Here is a 15471-nt window from a genome sequence, read left to right as displayed (position 1 = left end):
CGAAGCCCCAGGACTCGGAACTTCAAAGCGACCTGAAGACGTCCAGCAAGTAGTCGACGAAGGCCTTGATCTTCGGAGCGTTGCGGCGGGCGGGCAGGTAGACCAGGTGGATGTCCTGCGGCTTGAGCGCCAGCGACGGCAGCACCGGCGCCAGCATTCCACCTTCGATGTGCGGCCCGGCCAGCGACACCGGCAGCAGTGCAATGCCCCGGGCCGACAGCGCCAGTTGCAGGATCATTTCCGGGTCGTCCGACTGGAACACGCTTTCCACGCGCAGCCGGTGCGTCTTCTCGACGGCTGCGAGGCTGATTTCGCGCTTGCGCCCCTCGGCGTCGGTGGTCAGAAAGCAATGCGAGGCGAGGTCCGGCAGGCTCTCCACCGCAGGAAAGCGCGCGAGGTAGGCCGGCGCAGCGCACAGCATCATCGGCTCCTGCTTCAAGTGGCGGGCCACCAGTTCGTCGCAGTCCTCGCGCCCGCACCGGATGGCCACGTCGGCCTCATTGCGGAACAGGTCCGCGCGGTCCTTGCCGGTTTCGACCGTCACTTCGAGCCGCGGGTTGGCGGCCATGAAGGCGGGCAGGTGACTCATCAGCAACTCGCGGCCGTAGTAGTGCGGCACGGCGATGCGCAGCCGCCCCGTTGCTGCGCCGCCGCCCGACGACAGGTTGAGCATGACGTCGTCGAGGATGGTCAGCACATGCTGGGCCGCCACCAGGAATTCGCGCCCCTCCTCGGTCAACGCGAACCGGGCGGCGCCGCGATGCAGCAGCAGGTGCCCGACCGTGGCTTCCAGCCTCTGGAGCTGACGCGACGCGGAGGCCTTGGGCACGTTCAGCGCTTCGGCGGCCGGAGTGAGTCCCCCCAACTGAGCGGCCTTCGTGAAAAGCCGTACGTCCGACAAAGAAAAGTCCTTCATTTCGCCTCGACGGATCCGTTCCTTCTTGCTCTCCCGGGAAGGCAACCTACAGATTCACAAGCAACCTTTAGTTTCATTTTCAGACAGGATGAGAACGACGGGTAGTTCTTGCGAAGACGTCTCCTCAATGCCGGAACAAGTTCACTTTATTCAGGCAAATCTGTGAATCCGACTTGCGCGGTTCCTTCGAACAAGCTTGCGCCGATTCGTAAAAGACGCCACCCGGCCAGTCACCGGATGTACAGTCCGGGCTTTATTTCGCGGCAAAATTCGTCCAATCATTGAATGACCAGGCCTACCTGATGCTTGCCCAAGCCCCCCGCACCTCTCTGGCGGACACCGCCGCCAACAGCATCCGCGCCGAAATCTCCGCCGGCCGCTGGGCCGTCGGCTCCCGCATTCCCATCGAGCCGCAACTCGCGCAACTGCTGGGCGTGAGCCGCGGCACAGTGCGCGAGGCGGTCAAGACGCTGGTGTCGCGCGGGCTGCTCGAAGTGCGCCAGGGCTCGGGCACTTACGTTCGCTCGGGTTTCGACCCGTCGTCCAGCCTGCAGAAGATGCGCCTGGCCAGCCTGCGCGACCAGTTCGAAGTGCGCCGTGCGCTCGAAGTGGAGGCCGCGCGGCTCGCAGCCGTGCGCCACACAGCGCGCGACCTGCGCCGCCTGCACACCCTGCTCGACAAGCGCGGCGCGTTCGACCCCAGCGACAACGGCGCGGGCTTCATCGAACGCGACCTCGCCTTTCACCTCGCCATCGTCGACGTGTCGGGCAATCTCGCGCTGGCCGAAACCTGTCGCTTCATCACGGGCTACATCAAGGAAACCATCGCGAGCTCGCTGGGCAGCAGCAGCCTGCCCGAGCCCGACGAGGCCGCGCACCGCGCCATCATCGAGGGCATTGCCAGCCGCGACCCCGACGTGGCCGCTGCCGCGGTACGCACCTTCATGGCGCCGATGATCAACGCGCTGACGCTGGGCGCGTGATGATGAATTCAGCCACTCTCGCGCGAAGCAACGGCGCCGCCACGGCGCGCCACCAGAGCGACGACCTGCTGATCGACGCCGAAGCCGACAGCCTGCCCGTGCCACGCCCCACTCCCGCGCCCACCCTCACCCGCCGCATCCTGCTCGGCGCCAGCGTGGTGCTGATCGCCTTCAACCTGCGCCCGGTGTTCGCCAGCCTCTCGGTGGTGCTGCCGGAAATCATCAAGGCCACCGGGCTCTCGTCCACCGCCGCGAGCCTGCTGACCACGCTGCCGATCGTCTGCCTGGGCGTGTTCGCGCCGCTCGCGCCCGGCCTGGGTCGACGCTTCGGCACCGAGCGCACGCTGCTCGCGTGCATGGTGCTGATCCTGGTCGGCACGGTGCTGCGCGGCACCGGCAACATTCCGCTGCTGTTCCTGGCCTCGGCCATCGCGGGCAGCGGCATCGCGGTGTCGAACGTGCTGCTCTCGGGCCTGGTGAAGCGCGACTTCGCGAAGCAGGCGGCGCTGATGATGGGCCTTTACACCATGGCCGTGTGCGGCGGCGCGGCCAGCGCCGCCGGCCTCACGGTGCCCGTCGAGCATGCGCTGGGCGGCGGCTGGACCATGGCGCTCGCGATGTGGGCGCTGCCGGCCGCGCTGGTCACGCTGATCTGGGCGCCGCAGGCGCTGCCGCTGAAGCCGGTGGCGAGCGAATCGGGCTTTACCGTGCGCGGCCTGTGGCGCGACAGGCTGGCCTGGCAGGTCACCTTCTTCATGGGGCTGCAATCTGCCCTTGCCTACATCGTGATGGGCTGGCTCGCACCGATATTGCGCGAGCGCGGGCTCGGCAGCGAAACGGCCGGCTACGTGGTGTCGCTGTCGGTCATGACACAGGTGGTCACTTGCCTCGTGGTGCCGGCGCTGGCGGTGAAGCTGCGCAACCAGCGCGGGCTGGCCGTGGTGCTGGCGATGCTCACGGTGGGGGCCATGCTGGCGATGCTGTTCGCGCCGCTCGGTGGGCCGATCGGGGTATGGGCCTGGGCCGTGCTGCTGGGCATCGCGCAGGGCGGCACCTTCGCGCTGGCGCTCACGATGATCGTGCTGCGCTCGCCCGACTCGCACGTGGCCGCGCACCTGTCAGGCATGGCACAGGGCGTGGGTTACATGGTGGCGGCCTTCGGGCCGCTGGTGGCCGGGCTGCTGCACGGCTGGACGGGGAGCTTTCGCGCCTCGTCGTGGCTCTTCATCGGGCTGGGCATCGCGCTCGTCGTCGCAGGGCTGGGCGCGGGCCGCACGATGCATGTGGGCACGACGACCGTGCCCCGGCACTGAGCAGGCCTGCTTACTGCGGCCCGCCGCAGAAATCCGCGCGCTCGGTGGTCTTCGCGGTGAAGCGGATGCGCGTGGTGCTCGCGAAGCTCTTCGGCTCGTTCTGCGGCCACTCGCTCTGCAGCCAGGTGTATTGCCACTCATACGGCGCACCCGGCTTCGCGGCCTCGCCGTAGGCGATGCGCAGGCTGCCGTTGCTTTCGTCGTGGCAGTGCTTCGAGGTCTTGTATTCCTTCTCGCTGAAGCAGGCGCGGATCATCTTGAAGCACGAGAACGGAATGCCTTCGTTCACGGCCTTGCCGCCTTCGAGCGGGACGAAATCAGCGGTGTCGAACGACGCTCCACCGCCGGAATACCCCTCGAACACGGTCTGCAGCACGGCCACGGCCCACTTGCCTTCGGCCAGCGGATAGAGCGCGGGCGCAAGCGACAGGCGCGTGTCGGGCCGGTCGGCGTCCTTCTTCAGGGCCTGCGCGTAGTCCGAGAAGTCATGGAGGCGATCGAGCTGCCAGCTCTTCGCGTCGGCGCCTCGCTTGATGCGCGCCATGACCAACGGCTCGCCAGAGAGCACCACGTAGTCATTGGGCGAAGCGCCGCGCGGGCGGTACAGGCCGAGCTCCTGCACGTCGCAAGGCTTCGGCAGCAGGGCGCAGAGGTTCGCGCGCCATTGCGCATCGAGCGACTCGGGCTTCTTCACGGCATCGAACACCTGCGCGGACGGCGCGGCGAACACGGGGGCGGCGAACGGCAGGGCGAGCAGCAGCGGCAACAGCTTTTTCATGGAGCCGAATGGTAGCCACGGCCCGGGCATTGCGCGCGGGTCGCTTGCTAAAGTCGGCTCCGACCATGAATCTTGCTTCTCCTCCCCTCCTCCGGATCGACGCGCTGCGCTTTGCCTATCCCGACCAGCCTGCGCTGGTGTCGAACTGGAACGCATCCATCGGCCCGGGGGTCACGCTGCTCTATGGCGACACGGGCACCGGCAAGTCGGCGCTGCTCCAGGTGATCGCGGGCATGCTATCCGCCAGCGGGCGGCTGACGGTGGCGGGGGTGAGCCTCGATGCCGCGCCAGAGGCGTATCGCCGCCACGTGTTCTTCGTCGATCCGGTGACCGACCGCTTCGACCAGCTCACCGCGCGCGAATGCACGGCTTTGCTCGTCGAGGGCGACGCGGGCTTCAGCGAAGCGAAGTGGCAGGCCATCGCCGATGGCTTCGCGCTAGCCCCGCATCTGGACAAGAAGATGTTCATGCTGTCGACCGGTTCGAGGCGCAAGGTGTGGATGGCGGCCGGGCTTGCATCGGGCCGCCCGCTCATCCTGCTCGACGAGCCGACGGCCGGGCTCGATGCACCGTCGACCCGTTGCCTGTGGGCCACGCTCACCGGCTTTGCGGCGCAGTCGGGGCAGGCGGTCATCGTGGCCAGCGCGGCGCGCGTCGACACCGTGCCGCTCGCGGCCACTATCGAGCTGCCGCTGGGCTGAGGCCTCCCGATGCCACCGCCGCCTTGCACTGATCGTCGGCAGGCGCCCAAGCTGCGCGCCTTCGTCGACCTGGCGCGGGAAATGCTGAAGCCTTAAAACGCCCGCCAAAGGGGGACATCAGGCCCCATCCGGCCGAACCTGGCTCCAGCCGGGCGACAATCGGGGATTCCGGCGAAAACACCTCCGCCGGAAGTTCCAGCCAACCCGACAACCCAGGATCTACGGAAGCAAGCGCATGAGCTCGAAGCAACCCACCATCGTCTACACCCTCACCGACGAGGCGCCCCTGCTGGCGACCTACGCGTTTCTGCCCATCATCCGCGCCTTCACCAACCCGGCCGGCATCAACGTCGCCACCAGTGACATCTCGGTGGCGGCCCGCATCCTGGGCGAGTTCCCCGAGCTGCTGAGCGACGACCAGAAAGTGCCGGACAACCTGGCCGAACTGGGCAAGCTCACGCTCAAGCCCGAGGCCAACATCATCAAGCTGCCCAACATCAGCGCCTCGGTGTCGCAGCTGAAGTCGGCGATCAAGGAACTGCAGGGCAAGGGCTACAAGATCCCCGACTACCCCGAGAACCCGACCTCGGACGAGGACAAGGACATCCGCGCGCGCTACAACAAGTGCACCGGCAGCGCGGTGAACCCCGTGCTGCGCGAAGGCAACTCCGACCGCCGCGCACCCAAGGCCGTGAAGGAATACGCACGCAAGAACCCGCACAGCATGGCCGACTGGAGCCAGGCCTCGCGTTCGCACGTCTCGCACATGCACGGCGGCGACTTCTATCACGGCGAAAAGTCCATGACGCTGGACCGCGCGCGCAACGTCAAGATGGAGCTGATCACCAACAGCGGCAAGACCATCGTGCTCAAGCCCAAGGTCGCGCTGCTGGACCGCGAGGTCATCGATTCCATGTTCATGAGCAAGAAGGCACTGCTGGCCTTCTATGAACAGGAAATCGAGGACGCGCACAAGACCGGCGTCATGTTCTCGCTGCACGTCAAGGCGACCATGATGAAGGTCTCGCACCCCATCGTGTTCGGCCACTGCGTGAAGATCTTCTACAAGGAAGCCTTCGAGAAGCACGGCAAGCTGTTCGACGAGCTGGGCATCAACGTCAACAACGGCATGGTCGACCTCTACACCAAGATCGCCGCGCTGCCCCAGAGCACTCAGGACGAGATCAAGCGCGACCTGCACGCCTGCCACGAGAACCGCCCCGAGCTGGCCATGGTCGACTCGGCCAAGGGCATCACCAACTTCCATTCGCCCAACGACGTCATCGTCGACGCCTCCATGCCCGCGATGATCCGCAACGGCGGCAAGATGTGGGGCGCCGACGGCCGCCTGAAGGACGTCAAGGCCGTGATGCCCGAATCGACCTTCGCCCGCATCTACCAGGAGATCATCAACTTCTGCAAGTGGCACGGCGCCTTCGACCCCAAGACCATGGGCACGGTGCCCAACGTGGGCCTCATGGCCCAGAAGGCCGAGGAGTACGGCTCGCACGACAAGACCTTCGAGATCCCGGAGGACGGCGTCGCCAACATCACCGACCTGGACAGCGGCGAAGTGCTGATGAGCGAGAACGTGGAGCAAGGCGACATCTGGCGCATGTGCCAGGTCAAGGATGCCGCGATCCGCGACTGGGTCAAGCTGGCCGTTACCCGTGCGCGCAACTCGGGCATGCCGGTGGTGTTCTGGCTGGACGCCTACCGCCCGCACGAGGCGCAGCTGATCACCAAGGTCAAGATGTACCTGCACGAGCACAACACCTCGGGCCTGGACATCCAGATCATGAGCCAGGTGCGCGCCATGCGCTACACGCTGGAGCGCGTCGTGCGCGGCCTGGACACCATCAGCGCCACCGGCAACATCCTGCGCGACTACCTGACCGACCTGTTCCCCATCATGGAACTGGGCACCTCGGCCAAGATGCTGTCGATCGTGCCGCTGATGGCCGGCGGCGGCCTGTACGAGACCGGCGCGGGCGGCTCGGCCCCCAAGCACGTGCAGCAGCTGGTGGAAGAAAACCACCTGCGCTGGGACTCGCTGGGCGAATTCCTCGCGCTGGCCGTGAGCCTGGAAGACCTGGGCCTGAAGACCGGCAACAAGAAAGCCGCCATCCTGGCCAGGACGCTCGACACCGCCACCGGCAAGCTGCTCGACAACAACAAGAACCCGTCGCCCAAGACCGGCCAGCTCGACAACCGCGGCAGCCAGTTCTACCTGGCCATGTACTGGGCACAGGAACTCGCCGCGCAAACGGACGACAAGGAGCTGCAGGCCCAGTTCGTGAAGCTGGCCGGCACGCTCGCCAGCAACGAGCAGAAGATCGTCGACGAACTCTCGGCCGTGCAGGGCAAGCCGGTGGACATCGGCGGCTACTACCTGGCGGACCCCGCCAAGTTCGAAGCCGTGATGCGCCCGAGCGCCACGCTCAACGCGACACTGGCATCGGCCCAGGGCTGATGGGCATCGAGCGGGTGGCAGCCATGAAGCCTTGGCTCGCAATGCTTCCCGCCGCGCTGGCCCTGGCCGGCGCGGCGGGCACTGCGCATGGCGCCGAAGACTGCGAAGCCCTGCGCACCCGCATCGAAACGAAGATCGCCGCAGCCGGCGTGGCGCGGTTCACCGTCACCGTCGTCGATGCCAACGCATCGGCGAACGGCCAGGTGGTGGGCAGCTGCGAGCTCGGCACGAGGAAAGTCGTTTATCTGAAGGACGCAGGCACCGGACCGGGCTCGGCTCCGGCCGCCACGCCTGCCCCCACATCGGGTGAACCGATGCTCACCGAGTGCAAGGACGGCACCGTGTCCGTCGGCGGCGACTGCAGGAAGTAGCCGCCCGTCCGCCGACGGCTTTCCACTTCCTGGCGCATCGTCCGACGCGCCATCGCGCGGACCGCTCGTAATGTCCGCCGCATGGACGAAGACCTTGAAACCCTTTCGCGCGAGCAGTTGATCGCGGAAACGAAGAAGCTGCGCACGGCCATCCGCGAGCACCGGGACTCGAGCGGACACGACCTGTGCTGGCACCACCCCGCCCTCTGGGACCTGTTGCCCGAAAAGCTTGCGCCGGCCATCGCGGTTCCCGAGTGGCCGCAGTTCATGCGCGGCTGCATCAGGTACCGGCAGTCGCTCGACGAGCAGGCTGCCGGCGCCGAGCGAACGAAGCGCGAATCCGGCGAGTAGGCAGAAGAGCGCCGCGCTCAGTCCCTGCCGCGATTCACCACCCGCGCGATCCACGCGAGCAGCACCGCCTCGACTTCATCGCGATTGACTTCGTTCAGCGTTTCATGACGCGCGCCGCCGAACACGTGGCACGACACGTCGCGCAGCCCCGCCTCGCGGTAGCGCTGCACCAGCGGATAGAACCACTCAGCCTTGTTGCTGACCGGGTCCTCATCACCAATGAACAGATAAAGCGGCAGCTCGGGCCGAATGTGCTTCTGCATCGCAGCGGGCGTCAGGTCGGCAAGATTCGCGAACATCGAACCCAGCCCCTCGGCCGACACCGTGAAGCCGCACAGCGGATCGGCAATGTAGGCATCGACCTGCGCCGGATCGCGGCTGAGCCAGTCGAAAGGCGTGCGAACCTCGGGCAACGCCGCGTTCATGTCTTCCAGCTTGAAGCCGGACTGCAGCGCAGCACCCAGCAGGTCGAGCGCCGAAGTGCCCGAGAGCACCGCACCCGCCAGCAGAGCGCTGTGCTTGACGAGGTAGTACTGCGTGGCGAACGAGCCCATGCTGTGGCCCACAAGAATCAGCGGCAGGCCGGGATGCACCCCGCGCACGTGGTGGCTCAGCAGCGCCATGTCGTCCACCAGCCCGGCGAACGCGCGCGGTCCGAACTCGCCCAGCTCGCCGCGCGCCGAAGCACCCTTGCCATGACCGCGATGCTCGTTCGCATAGACCACGTAGCCGGCCTGCACCAGCGCATCCGCCAGATGCCGATAGCGCAGCGAATGCTCGCCCATGCCGTGCGCCAGCTGAATGACGGCCCGCTGCGTCGCGCCCTGCCAGCGATGGACCTCCACCGTGACGCCGTCGTTGGCGGTCAGTTCGAAGTGCGTCTCGGTGGTCGGCATGCGGTGCTCCGGTGAAAAGGGAGTGCCATCCTAGGACGTGCCGATTGCGCCCGGCATCAGGGCTTTCCTGCTCGTCAGGATCGGCGAACCCTGAACACCGCATTGGCGCCCCACGTCGCAACCATCAGGTGCCCGTCGGGCGCCTGCGTCAGTCCCACCGGGCTGGACAGCCCGTCGGCCACGATGCTGCGGCGCCCTTGGGTGTCGATTCGGCTAACGGTACTACCACCGTAGTCCACCACATATACCGCATCGTCGGCCGCACGCACGATGCCGGGGCCGGGGCTACGCAGGTCGGCGTTCACCGTGCGGGCCTGGCGATCCGAGCGCACGAGCGAGATGCCCCCGGCGATGTTGCTGACCATCAGATCGCCGCTGGGCAGTTCAACCGCACCCACCGGTGTTTGCAAGCCCTCGGCGGCGACCTCGATGCGTCCCTCCGGGCTTGCAGCCAAGATCTGGTTCGTACGCCGATTGGCGATCAGCAGGCGTCCACGTGCGTCGAAGGACAGACCGGCCGGAGTCGCAAGCCCACGCACGAAGACCGCCTTCTTGCCTTCAGGGGTAAATCGCCACACCAGATCCTCGTTGTACGACGCGACGAAGATGTCTCCAGCCCGAGAGATTGCCAGGCCTGAGGGGCCGCTGAGCCCACTGGCCAAGGTACTGCGCTCGCCCGACGGCGAGAAGCGCAGCACCGTACCAGCCGACCAGTTCGCCACGTACAGTTGGCCCGCGCGGTCATAACCTGTGCCCACCGGCGAACTCAAGCCATCGTGAATCGGCTGCGACTCCAGCCTCCAAGCCGCCGGACTTGCCAACTGAGCGCGGGCGATCGTCAAGGCGGCGGTTGCACATAGAACGGCAGGACCACCGAGCAACATGCGGCGCTTCATGCAGGTACTCCTTCGGCTTGCGTCTGCATGATGACCTCAACGATTTCCTCACGCGTGAAGCCCACGTTGAGCGCGGCGGTGACGGCAATCCCGCGCAGCTTCGCGAGCCCTTTGCGGCAGCGGTCCGATGGGAGATGAATGTTTGGCACGGGGTTTCCTTTCAGTTGGCGTGGATGCGGTCTGAAGGGAAGCCTCGATCGTTGCCTTCCCCTCACCGCGAAGCTCGGCGAAGGCCTGCATCTGCCCTATGGGCATGCAGTTCCCACGCAAGCGCGGCAGGAATCCGATCCAGTCCATGTCCGAGACCGCACAACGACGCTGACCACCAGGGGCCCTCGTCACCGGCGCTATCGGGCCCGTCCGCTCGCAGCAGGGCAGCGTGTGCGTACCCGGACCAGTTCGCTGCGTGACCTCGGCAATGGTTGGATGGGATGCCATGGAAACGATGCTAAAAGTTGGAGCGCGCTCTAAGTCAAGAGCGGGCAGCGAAATCGCGAAACCGGCTCTCTGGTTGGTCGAGGCGGCAGACGTTACGGATGCCTTGCTCGGAACAGCGCTACACCGTCATCGGGCAGTCAGCAGCTCAGCCATCTTCTTCAGCGCCGCTTCCGGCGTCGGCTCGATGCGGATCGAGCAGGCCAGCATCAGGTTCAGCGGCTGGCCGAAGTCTTCGACCGCGATGCCGGTGCCGCTTTCGCGCAGCACCTTGTTTGCGTCGACCTCGCACCGCAAAGCCACACGCGCGCGGTCTGCATAGCTGCCCTCGGGCACGCCGTAGGCCACCACCGGAATCCCCAGCGCGATCGCCGCGCCAACCTCGAACACCGTGCCGGAATCGGGCTCCATGCCTCTGAAGCACTGGAGGTTGGCGACGACGCCGTCTGCGCTGCGCAGGCGCTGCATGTTGGCTTGGTAAATCTGCTTTTCTGGTGCGTCGGGAGTTTGCTCCTCGTTGCCATCGGCCGGCAGCAGCGCCGCGAGATTCAACGCGTCACAAGCCGCCGCGAGCCGCACGAAATGGTCTCTTGCATTCGGGCGGAAGACATCGGGTCCCGCGAGATAGATGCGGGGACGCGTCGGAGCTTCGGGGGGCTTGTTCATTGAAAGAGCATCTTCGATTTTGAGGATCTACTCAATATAGGTGCACCCAATGCAAAGCACCTCAGAGCACTACCCTCTGACTCTGTAGTTAGTAGCTTTGTAGACGTTCACTTCGGATTCACTATCGCCTAGGTGTGTCCAGAAACTGGTTGTAGTTCAGTTCGTAGTAGCGCCTTACTCCTTCCAAGGTAGCAGGGTCTGCCGCTGCGTTTGCGCTTGCTCGCCGTCCTTCTGGCATCCATGTGCCATTGCCAGACAAATATGCGGTAAAGGTACCCAGCCGTTGTTCACTGCAGTTGGCGAGCATCCGGCCATGGCTCCTCGTGAGGAGATCCGAAGGCATCATGTCGACCAATATGTCCTCCGGAGTTGAGACTCTTCCACTGTCGGGATCCAAGACGATTACCTTGAGCATCTGACGCCAATGACTTTCAGGGCTCATATCCGAGACGATCAGGTGGCCCACCGCCGCGTACGGGAAACCGTGGGCCAAGAGAGCTGCCCCCTGAGAAAAGCCGAACTCATTTGGAGACTTGCCTTGTTTTGTGAATGTTGCACGAATCACCTTCAGTTCGACAGCAAGCGTCATTGAAAGAACCAGTTCGTCACCGTCATAGGGAATGATCAACAAGTCAATATCGCCGGGGAAATTCATCCTCGGTAGTACCGCAGCCGAAGGGACAAAAGGCGCGATGAAAACGCCGCTGTCAACGCTCATAGCATCGAAGTAGTCTGGAAGCAGTTCCCTATAGCAGTGACCAAACAACTGACGCTTACAGATGAAGTTGAGAGCCAAGGCCCTTTCGTCATTGGAAGCGACTAGTGATTTTTCGATTGCGAAGGCTGCGTCCCCATCATGAGTTTTTCTTGGACGGCAATGCAGTGGAATGCGAACTTGATTCATCGAAGACTCGAGATAAATTGCCTAGCGCTTGAAATCAGAAGACCGTTGACGGAAAGACCCATTAGAGCGTCGCGTCCTGAAACCTGCCGGCAGCATCGCAGGCCTAAATGCTGAGGGACGATGTGGGATTGAGACATGAAGCCCGACTCCGATGCAAGTGAGTTTGTCTCAGTGCGTTCAGTACTTCCTCTACAAATAGGCAAGAACTCGACACGAACCGGATACCACTTGCCCGTGCCCTTTCCAACAATCGTCTCACCAACGAAAGGCGCACACCATGACCACATCTATCCGAAGCGGCGCAATCACCGCGCTCTCGCTGTCCCTCGCCATGGCCTCCGGGCCGTCGCATGCCCAGTCGCAACGCCCCCGGCTGCTCGAAGACCCGAACCGCTACGTGGGCATGTGGGTGACACAAGACGGTCATATCCGCCACGAACTGCTACCAAACGGCCGCTACGACGAAGCCCGCGGCACCCGCCAAAGCGCCTACCAGGGCCGCTACACGCTCACAGGCAACCACATCGACTACGTCGACGACACCGGCTTCACGGCCGACGGCGAGTTCCGCGACGGCGTGCTGTACCACGCGGGCATGGTGCTCTACCGCGAAAGCAAAAGCACTACGCCGCGCTGAGCGGCAACCGGGTCGGACTCTCGTTTTGCAGGATCAGGCAAAAACCACGTTCGATTCGGATACCACCTCAGGCACCTCGGAAGCGAAACTTCTTTCCATGCCCGGCTCACGCTCTTTTCTGTGTGAGCCCCACGGCAACCAGACCAGCACGAGGAGTTCTCCATGACCGCAATCAATGAAAAAGTCGTTCTCATCACCGGCGCGAGCAGCGGCATCGGCGAAGCGACCGCGCGGCTGCTTGCGCGGCGCGGCGCCAAGGTGGTGCTCGGTGCGCGCCGCACCGACAGGCTCGCGGCACTCGTGGCCGAGATCGAGGCCACGGGCGGCACGGCGAGCTTCCAGCGGCTCGACGTGACGCACCGGCCCGACGTGGAAGCCTTTGCCGAATTCGCCCTCGAGACGCACGAGCAGATCGACGTGCTGGTCAACGCCGCGGGCGTGATGCCTATGTCGCCGCTGTGGAACCGCAAGATCGAGGAGTGGGAACTCATGATCGACGTGAACCTGCGCGGCGTGCTGCTCGGCATCGCGGCCGTGCTGCCGACGATGCAGGAGCAGGGCTGGGGCCACATCGTGAACGTGGCGCCTGTGGCGATGCAGGGCGTGTCGCCCTGCTCGGCCGTGTACCACGGCACGCAGTTCGCGGTGAACGCGATCTCCGAAGGGCTGCGGCAGGAGCATGCCGGCCGCCTGCACGTGACCGTGGTGAGCCCCGACGTGCACGGCCCGAGCGATCCGCTGGCCGAACGCATCGCGGCCAGCTATGCCCGCGAACGCATGCGCACGAACCGGCGCCTTGCAGTGCCGGTGGATGCGGTGGCCCGATCGATTGCCGGGGCCATCGAAGGCTACGGCATCACGGCCGGCACGATGCGGCCGCCCAGCAGGCAGAAGCCGCATCCCTCCGTGTACGTTCAGTAATTCAATAGGTCTTGTACGGCAGGAACTTGCCCGACAGCACCACGTTGACACGGTCGCCCTTCGGGTCGGCTTGGCGCTGAATGTCCATGCTGAAGTCGATGGCGCTCATGATGCCGTCGCCGAATTCTTCATGGATCAGTTCCTTGATGGTGGTGCCGTACACGCTCACCACCTCGTACCAGCGGTAGATGAGCGGATCGGTCGGCACGGGCGTGGGCAGCGAGCCCTTGTAGGGCACCACCTGCAGCCACTTCTGCTCCTCGACCGTGAGGCCGAAGATCTTGCCGATGACCTTGGCCTGCTTGTCGTCGAGCGTCATCTGGCCGAGGCAGGCGGCGGTGGTCCACTCTTTGGAGAGACCGACCTTCTTGGCCACGTCAGCCCACTGGATGCCCTTGCTCACCTTGACGGTGATGATCTTCTCGGTGACGTCGTTGCGGTTCATGCGGGTTTGCTCCTGATTGGATTGAAGAAAAGCGGAAGGGTCACGACGCCTTCGCGCGCGTGACGAGAAAGTCGACGATGTGGTTACGCAGCGCGTAGTAGCCGTCGAGATGATGAAGCGAGGCGCGCGTGCGTTCGCGCGGCAGTGGGTTGACCACCGTCTCGACGATGTTCCCCGCACGATAGCCGCCTTGCGGCAGGTCGGCGCCATTGGTCATCAGCAGGATGCGGTCGGCCAGCAGGATGGCCTCGTCCACGTCGTGCGTGATCATGAAGACGGTCTGCTGCGTCTGCCGCACGATGGCCATCAGCTCGTCTTGAATGGTGCCGCGCGTGAGCGCATCGAGCGCGCCGAAGGGCTCGTCTAGCAGCAGCATCTTGGGCTGGATGGCAAAGGCACGCGCAATGCCCACGCGCTGCTTCATGCCGCCCGAGAGTTGCGATGGCTTCTTGTCGATGGCCGCCTGCAAGCCGACCATGGCCACGAAGCGCTCCACCTGCGCATCGACCTGCGCGGTCGACCACTCAGGCCAGCGCGAGACCACGGCAAAGGCAATGTTCTTGCGCACGGTGAGCCACGGCATGAGTGCATGGCTCTGGAACACCACGCCCCGCTCCAGGCTGGGGCCCGCCACCTCGCGCCCGTCCATGAAGACGTGGCCCGCGCTGGCCTGGTCGAGGCCCGCCAGCACGTTGAGGATGGTGGTCTTGCCGCAGCCCGAGTGGCCGATGATGCAGACGAACTCGCCACGGTCTAGCGTGAACGACACGTCCGCGAACACGGGCCGTGTTGGCACGAAGGCCTTGGCAAGCCCTTCGATGCGCAGGAAGCCGCGGGCGCCCGGCGCCTCGGCGATGGCGGTGAGTGCAACGGTTTCGGTCATGACTTCGCCTTGGGTCGGAAGATCGGTGCGCTCACTCCACATAGGTCACCTTCCGCTGCAGGCCCGCGAAGGCCTGGTCGAGCAGCATGCCCACGACGCCGATCAGCAAAATCGCGAAGATCACGTTGGTGAGCGACAGGTTGTTCCACTCGTTCCACACGAAGTAGCCGATGCCCGTGCCGCCCACCAGCATCTCGGCCGCCACGATGACCAGCCACGCAATGCTCATGCTGATGCGCATGCCAGTGAGGATGGTCGGCGCCGCCGCCGGCAAGATCACGCGGAACGCGCGGCGTAGCGGCTTCACCTCGAGCGTGCTGGCCACGTTGAGCCACTCGCGCTTGACCGATGCCACGCCGAAGGCGGTGTTCAGCAACATCGGCCACACCGAGCAGATGAAGATCACGAAGATGCCGCTGACCGACGAGTCTTTGATGGTGTAGAGCGCCAGCGGCATCCACGCCAGCGGCGAGATCGGCTTGAGCACCTGGATGAACGGATCGAAGGCCTTGTGCAGCAGCGGCGACATGCCGATGACGAAGCCCAGCGGCACCGCAACGAGGCACGCCAGCGCAAAGCCCAGGCCCACGCGCGCCAGCGAATAGGCCAGCTGGATGGCAATGCCCTTGTCGTTGGGCCCGTTGTCGTAGAACGGGTTCGACAGGTGCTTCCACGCGGTGGCGCCCATCTCGGCCGGCGTGGGAAAGCCCGAACTCTTCACCTGGCCCTGCGTCGGGTCCTTGCCGAGCATCTTCTGGTATTCGATCTGCTCGGCTGTCATGCCCGCAGCGGTGGACGTGCCGGCGACTGGCGCCGTCGCCAGCTGCCACACGCCGACCAGCAGCAGGAACATCAACAGCGACACCAGTGCCGCCTTGAGCGAGAGGGCCTTCTTCGGCATG

The 15471-nt window shown here is 65.0% G+C and carries 18 protein-coding genes; 8 read left to right on the top strand and 10 right to left on the bottom strand.

Going from position 1 to position 15471, the window contains the following annotated elements; translation table 11 throughout:
- Window positions 1-22: 22 nt before the first annotated feature.
- The gene (locus ACSFBF_RS20870) at window positions 23-916 is read right to left on the bottom strand and encodes a LysR family transcriptional regulator (protein ID WP_435470285.1); all 894 of its coding nucleotides are present in this window, start codon (window positions 914-916) and stop codon (window positions 23-25) included.
- Between the two features lie 302 nt (window positions 917-1218).
- Between ACSFBF_RS20870 and ACSFBF_RS20865 the strand changes: the two genes are divergently transcribed.
- Entirely contained in the window at window positions 1219-1899 is a 681-nt protein-coding gene (locus ACSFBF_RS20865) for a FadR/GntR family transcriptional regulator (protein ID WP_435470283.1), read from the top strand.
- A gap of 2 nt (window positions 1900-1901) precedes the next feature.
- Window positions 1902-3212 carry a CynX/NimT family MFS transporter gene (locus tag ACSFBF_RS20860; protein WP_435470281.1) on the top strand — a complete coding sequence of 437 codons (1311 nt, stop codon included), beginning with the start codon at window positions 1902-1904 and terminating at the stop codon, window positions 3210-3212.
- A gap of 10 nt (window positions 3213-3222) precedes the next feature.
- Here ACSFBF_RS20860 and ACSFBF_RS20855 read toward each other — a convergent pair whose 3' ends face one another.
- Window positions 3223-3990, bottom strand: coding sequence for a hypothetical protein (locus ACSFBF_RS20855; protein ID WP_435470279.1), 768 nt, complete (start codon window positions 3988-3990; stop codon window positions 3223-3225).
- 65 nt (window positions 3991-4055) lie between these two features.
- On the opposite strand from ACSFBF_RS20855, the gene ACSFBF_RS20850 reads away from it, so the two are divergent.
- From ACSFBF_RS20850 to ACSFBF_RS20835, 4 genes are all read left to right on the top strand, one after another.
- Complete coding sequence (locus ACSFBF_RS20850) at window positions 4056-4691, top strand: ABC transporter ATP-binding protein (RefSeq protein WP_435470277.1); 636 nt, start codon at window positions 4056-4058, stop codon at window positions 4689-4691.
- Window positions 4692-4926: 235 nt separating this feature from the next.
- Entirely contained in the window at window positions 4927-7164 is a 2238-nt protein-coding gene (locus tag ACSFBF_RS20845; RefSeq protein WP_435470275.1) for an NADP-dependent isocitrate dehydrogenase, read from the top strand.
- Between the two features lie 23 nt (window positions 7165-7187).
- On the top strand, window positions 7188-7535 hold the full coding sequence (locus ACSFBF_RS20840) for a DUF1161 domain-containing protein (protein WP_435470273.1): 348 nt from the start codon (window positions 7188-7190) through the stop codon (window positions 7533-7535).
- A gap of 81 nt (window positions 7536-7616) precedes the next feature.
- Entirely contained in the window at window positions 7617-7886 is a 270-nt protein-coding gene (locus ACSFBF_RS20835) for a hypothetical protein (RefSeq protein WP_435470271.1), read from the top strand.
- A 17-nt stretch (window positions 7887-7903) separates the two neighbouring features.
- Here the strand turns inward: ACSFBF_RS20835 and ACSFBF_RS20830 are convergent, their stop codons facing one another.
- The 5 genes from ACSFBF_RS20830 to ACSFBF_RS20810 all read right to left on the bottom strand — a co-directional run bounded on the left by ACSFBF_RS20830 (window position 7904) and on the right by ACSFBF_RS20810 (window position 11683).
- Window positions 7904-8782, bottom strand: coding sequence for an alpha/beta fold hydrolase (locus ACSFBF_RS20830; RefSeq protein WP_435470269.1), 879 nt, complete (start codon window positions 8780-8782; stop codon window positions 7904-7906).
- 74 nt (window positions 8783-8856) lie between these two features.
- Window positions 8857-9678, bottom strand: a complete 822-nt coding sequence (locus ACSFBF_RS20825; protein ID WP_435470267.1) for a Vgb family protein — start codon at window positions 9676-9678, stop codon at window positions 8857-8859.
- On the bottom strand, window positions 9675-9827 hold the full coding sequence (locus ACSFBF_RS20820; protein ID WP_435470265.1) for a carboxymuconolactone decarboxylase family protein: 153 nt from the start codon (window positions 9825-9827) through the stop codon (window positions 9675-9677). Before ACSFBF_RS20820 ends, ACSFBF_RS20825 begins: the two co-directional genes overlap by 4 nt.
- A gap of 415 nt (window positions 9828-10242) precedes the next feature.
- The gene (locus ACSFBF_RS20815) at window positions 10243-10779 is read right to left on the bottom strand and encodes a nucleoside 2-deoxyribosyltransferase (RefSeq protein WP_435470263.1); all 537 of its coding nucleotides are present in this window, start codon (window positions 10777-10779) and stop codon (window positions 10243-10245) included.
- Between the two features lie 121 nt (window positions 10780-10900).
- Window positions 10901-11683, bottom strand: coding sequence for a hypothetical protein (locus ACSFBF_RS20810; protein ID WP_435470261.1), 783 nt, complete (start codon window positions 11681-11683; stop codon window positions 10901-10903).
- Between the two features lie 277 nt (window positions 11684-11960).
- Between ACSFBF_RS20810 and ACSFBF_RS20805 the strand changes: the two genes are divergently transcribed.
- Window positions 11961-12320: an Atu4866 domain-containing protein gene (locus ACSFBF_RS20805; RefSeq protein ID WP_435470259.1), complete on the top strand. Its 360-nt coding sequence runs from the start codon at window positions 11961-11963 to the stop codon at window positions 12318-12320.
- Between the two features lie 162 nt (window positions 12321-12482).
- The gene (locus ACSFBF_RS20800) at window positions 12483-13241 is read left to right on the top strand and encodes an SDR family oxidoreductase (protein ID WP_435470257.1); all 759 of its coding nucleotides are present in this window, start codon (window positions 12483-12485) and stop codon (window positions 13239-13241) included.
- Between the two features lies 1 nt (window position 13242).
- Here the strand turns inward: ACSFBF_RS20800 and cynS are convergent, their stop codons facing one another.
- Genes cynS through ntrB form a run of 3 tightly spaced genes read right to left on the bottom strand, consistent with a single transcriptional unit; the run spans window position 13243 to window position 15470 of the window.
- Window positions 13243-13686 (bottom strand): cyanase, encoded by a 444-nt coding sequence (gene cynS, locus ACSFBF_RS20795; RefSeq protein WP_047784436.1) that lies wholly within the window; start codon window positions 13684-13686, stop codon window positions 13243-13245.
- A 40-nt stretch (window positions 13687-13726) separates the two neighbouring features.
- Window positions 13727-14569 (bottom strand): ABC transporter ATP-binding protein, encoded by an 843-nt coding sequence (locus ACSFBF_RS20790; RefSeq protein WP_435470255.1) that lies wholly within the window; start codon window positions 14567-14569, stop codon window positions 13727-13729.
- A gap of 31 nt (window positions 14570-14600) precedes the next feature.
- Window positions 14601-15470: a nitrate ABC transporter permease gene (gene ntrB, locus ACSFBF_RS20785; protein ID WP_435470253.1), complete on the bottom strand. Its 870-nt coding sequence runs from the start codon at window positions 15468-15470 to the stop codon at window positions 14601-14603.
- Between the last annotated feature and the right edge of the window lies 1 nt (window position 15471).

The organism is Variovorax nivicola (genome assembly GCF_051216475.1).
Taxonomy (GTDB): Bacteria; Pseudomonadota; Gammaproteobacteria; order Burkholderiales; family Burkholderiaceae_C; genus Variovorax.
Note: the sequence above shows the minus strand (reverse complement) of the source record. Positions and strands in the feature narration are given on the sequence as shown.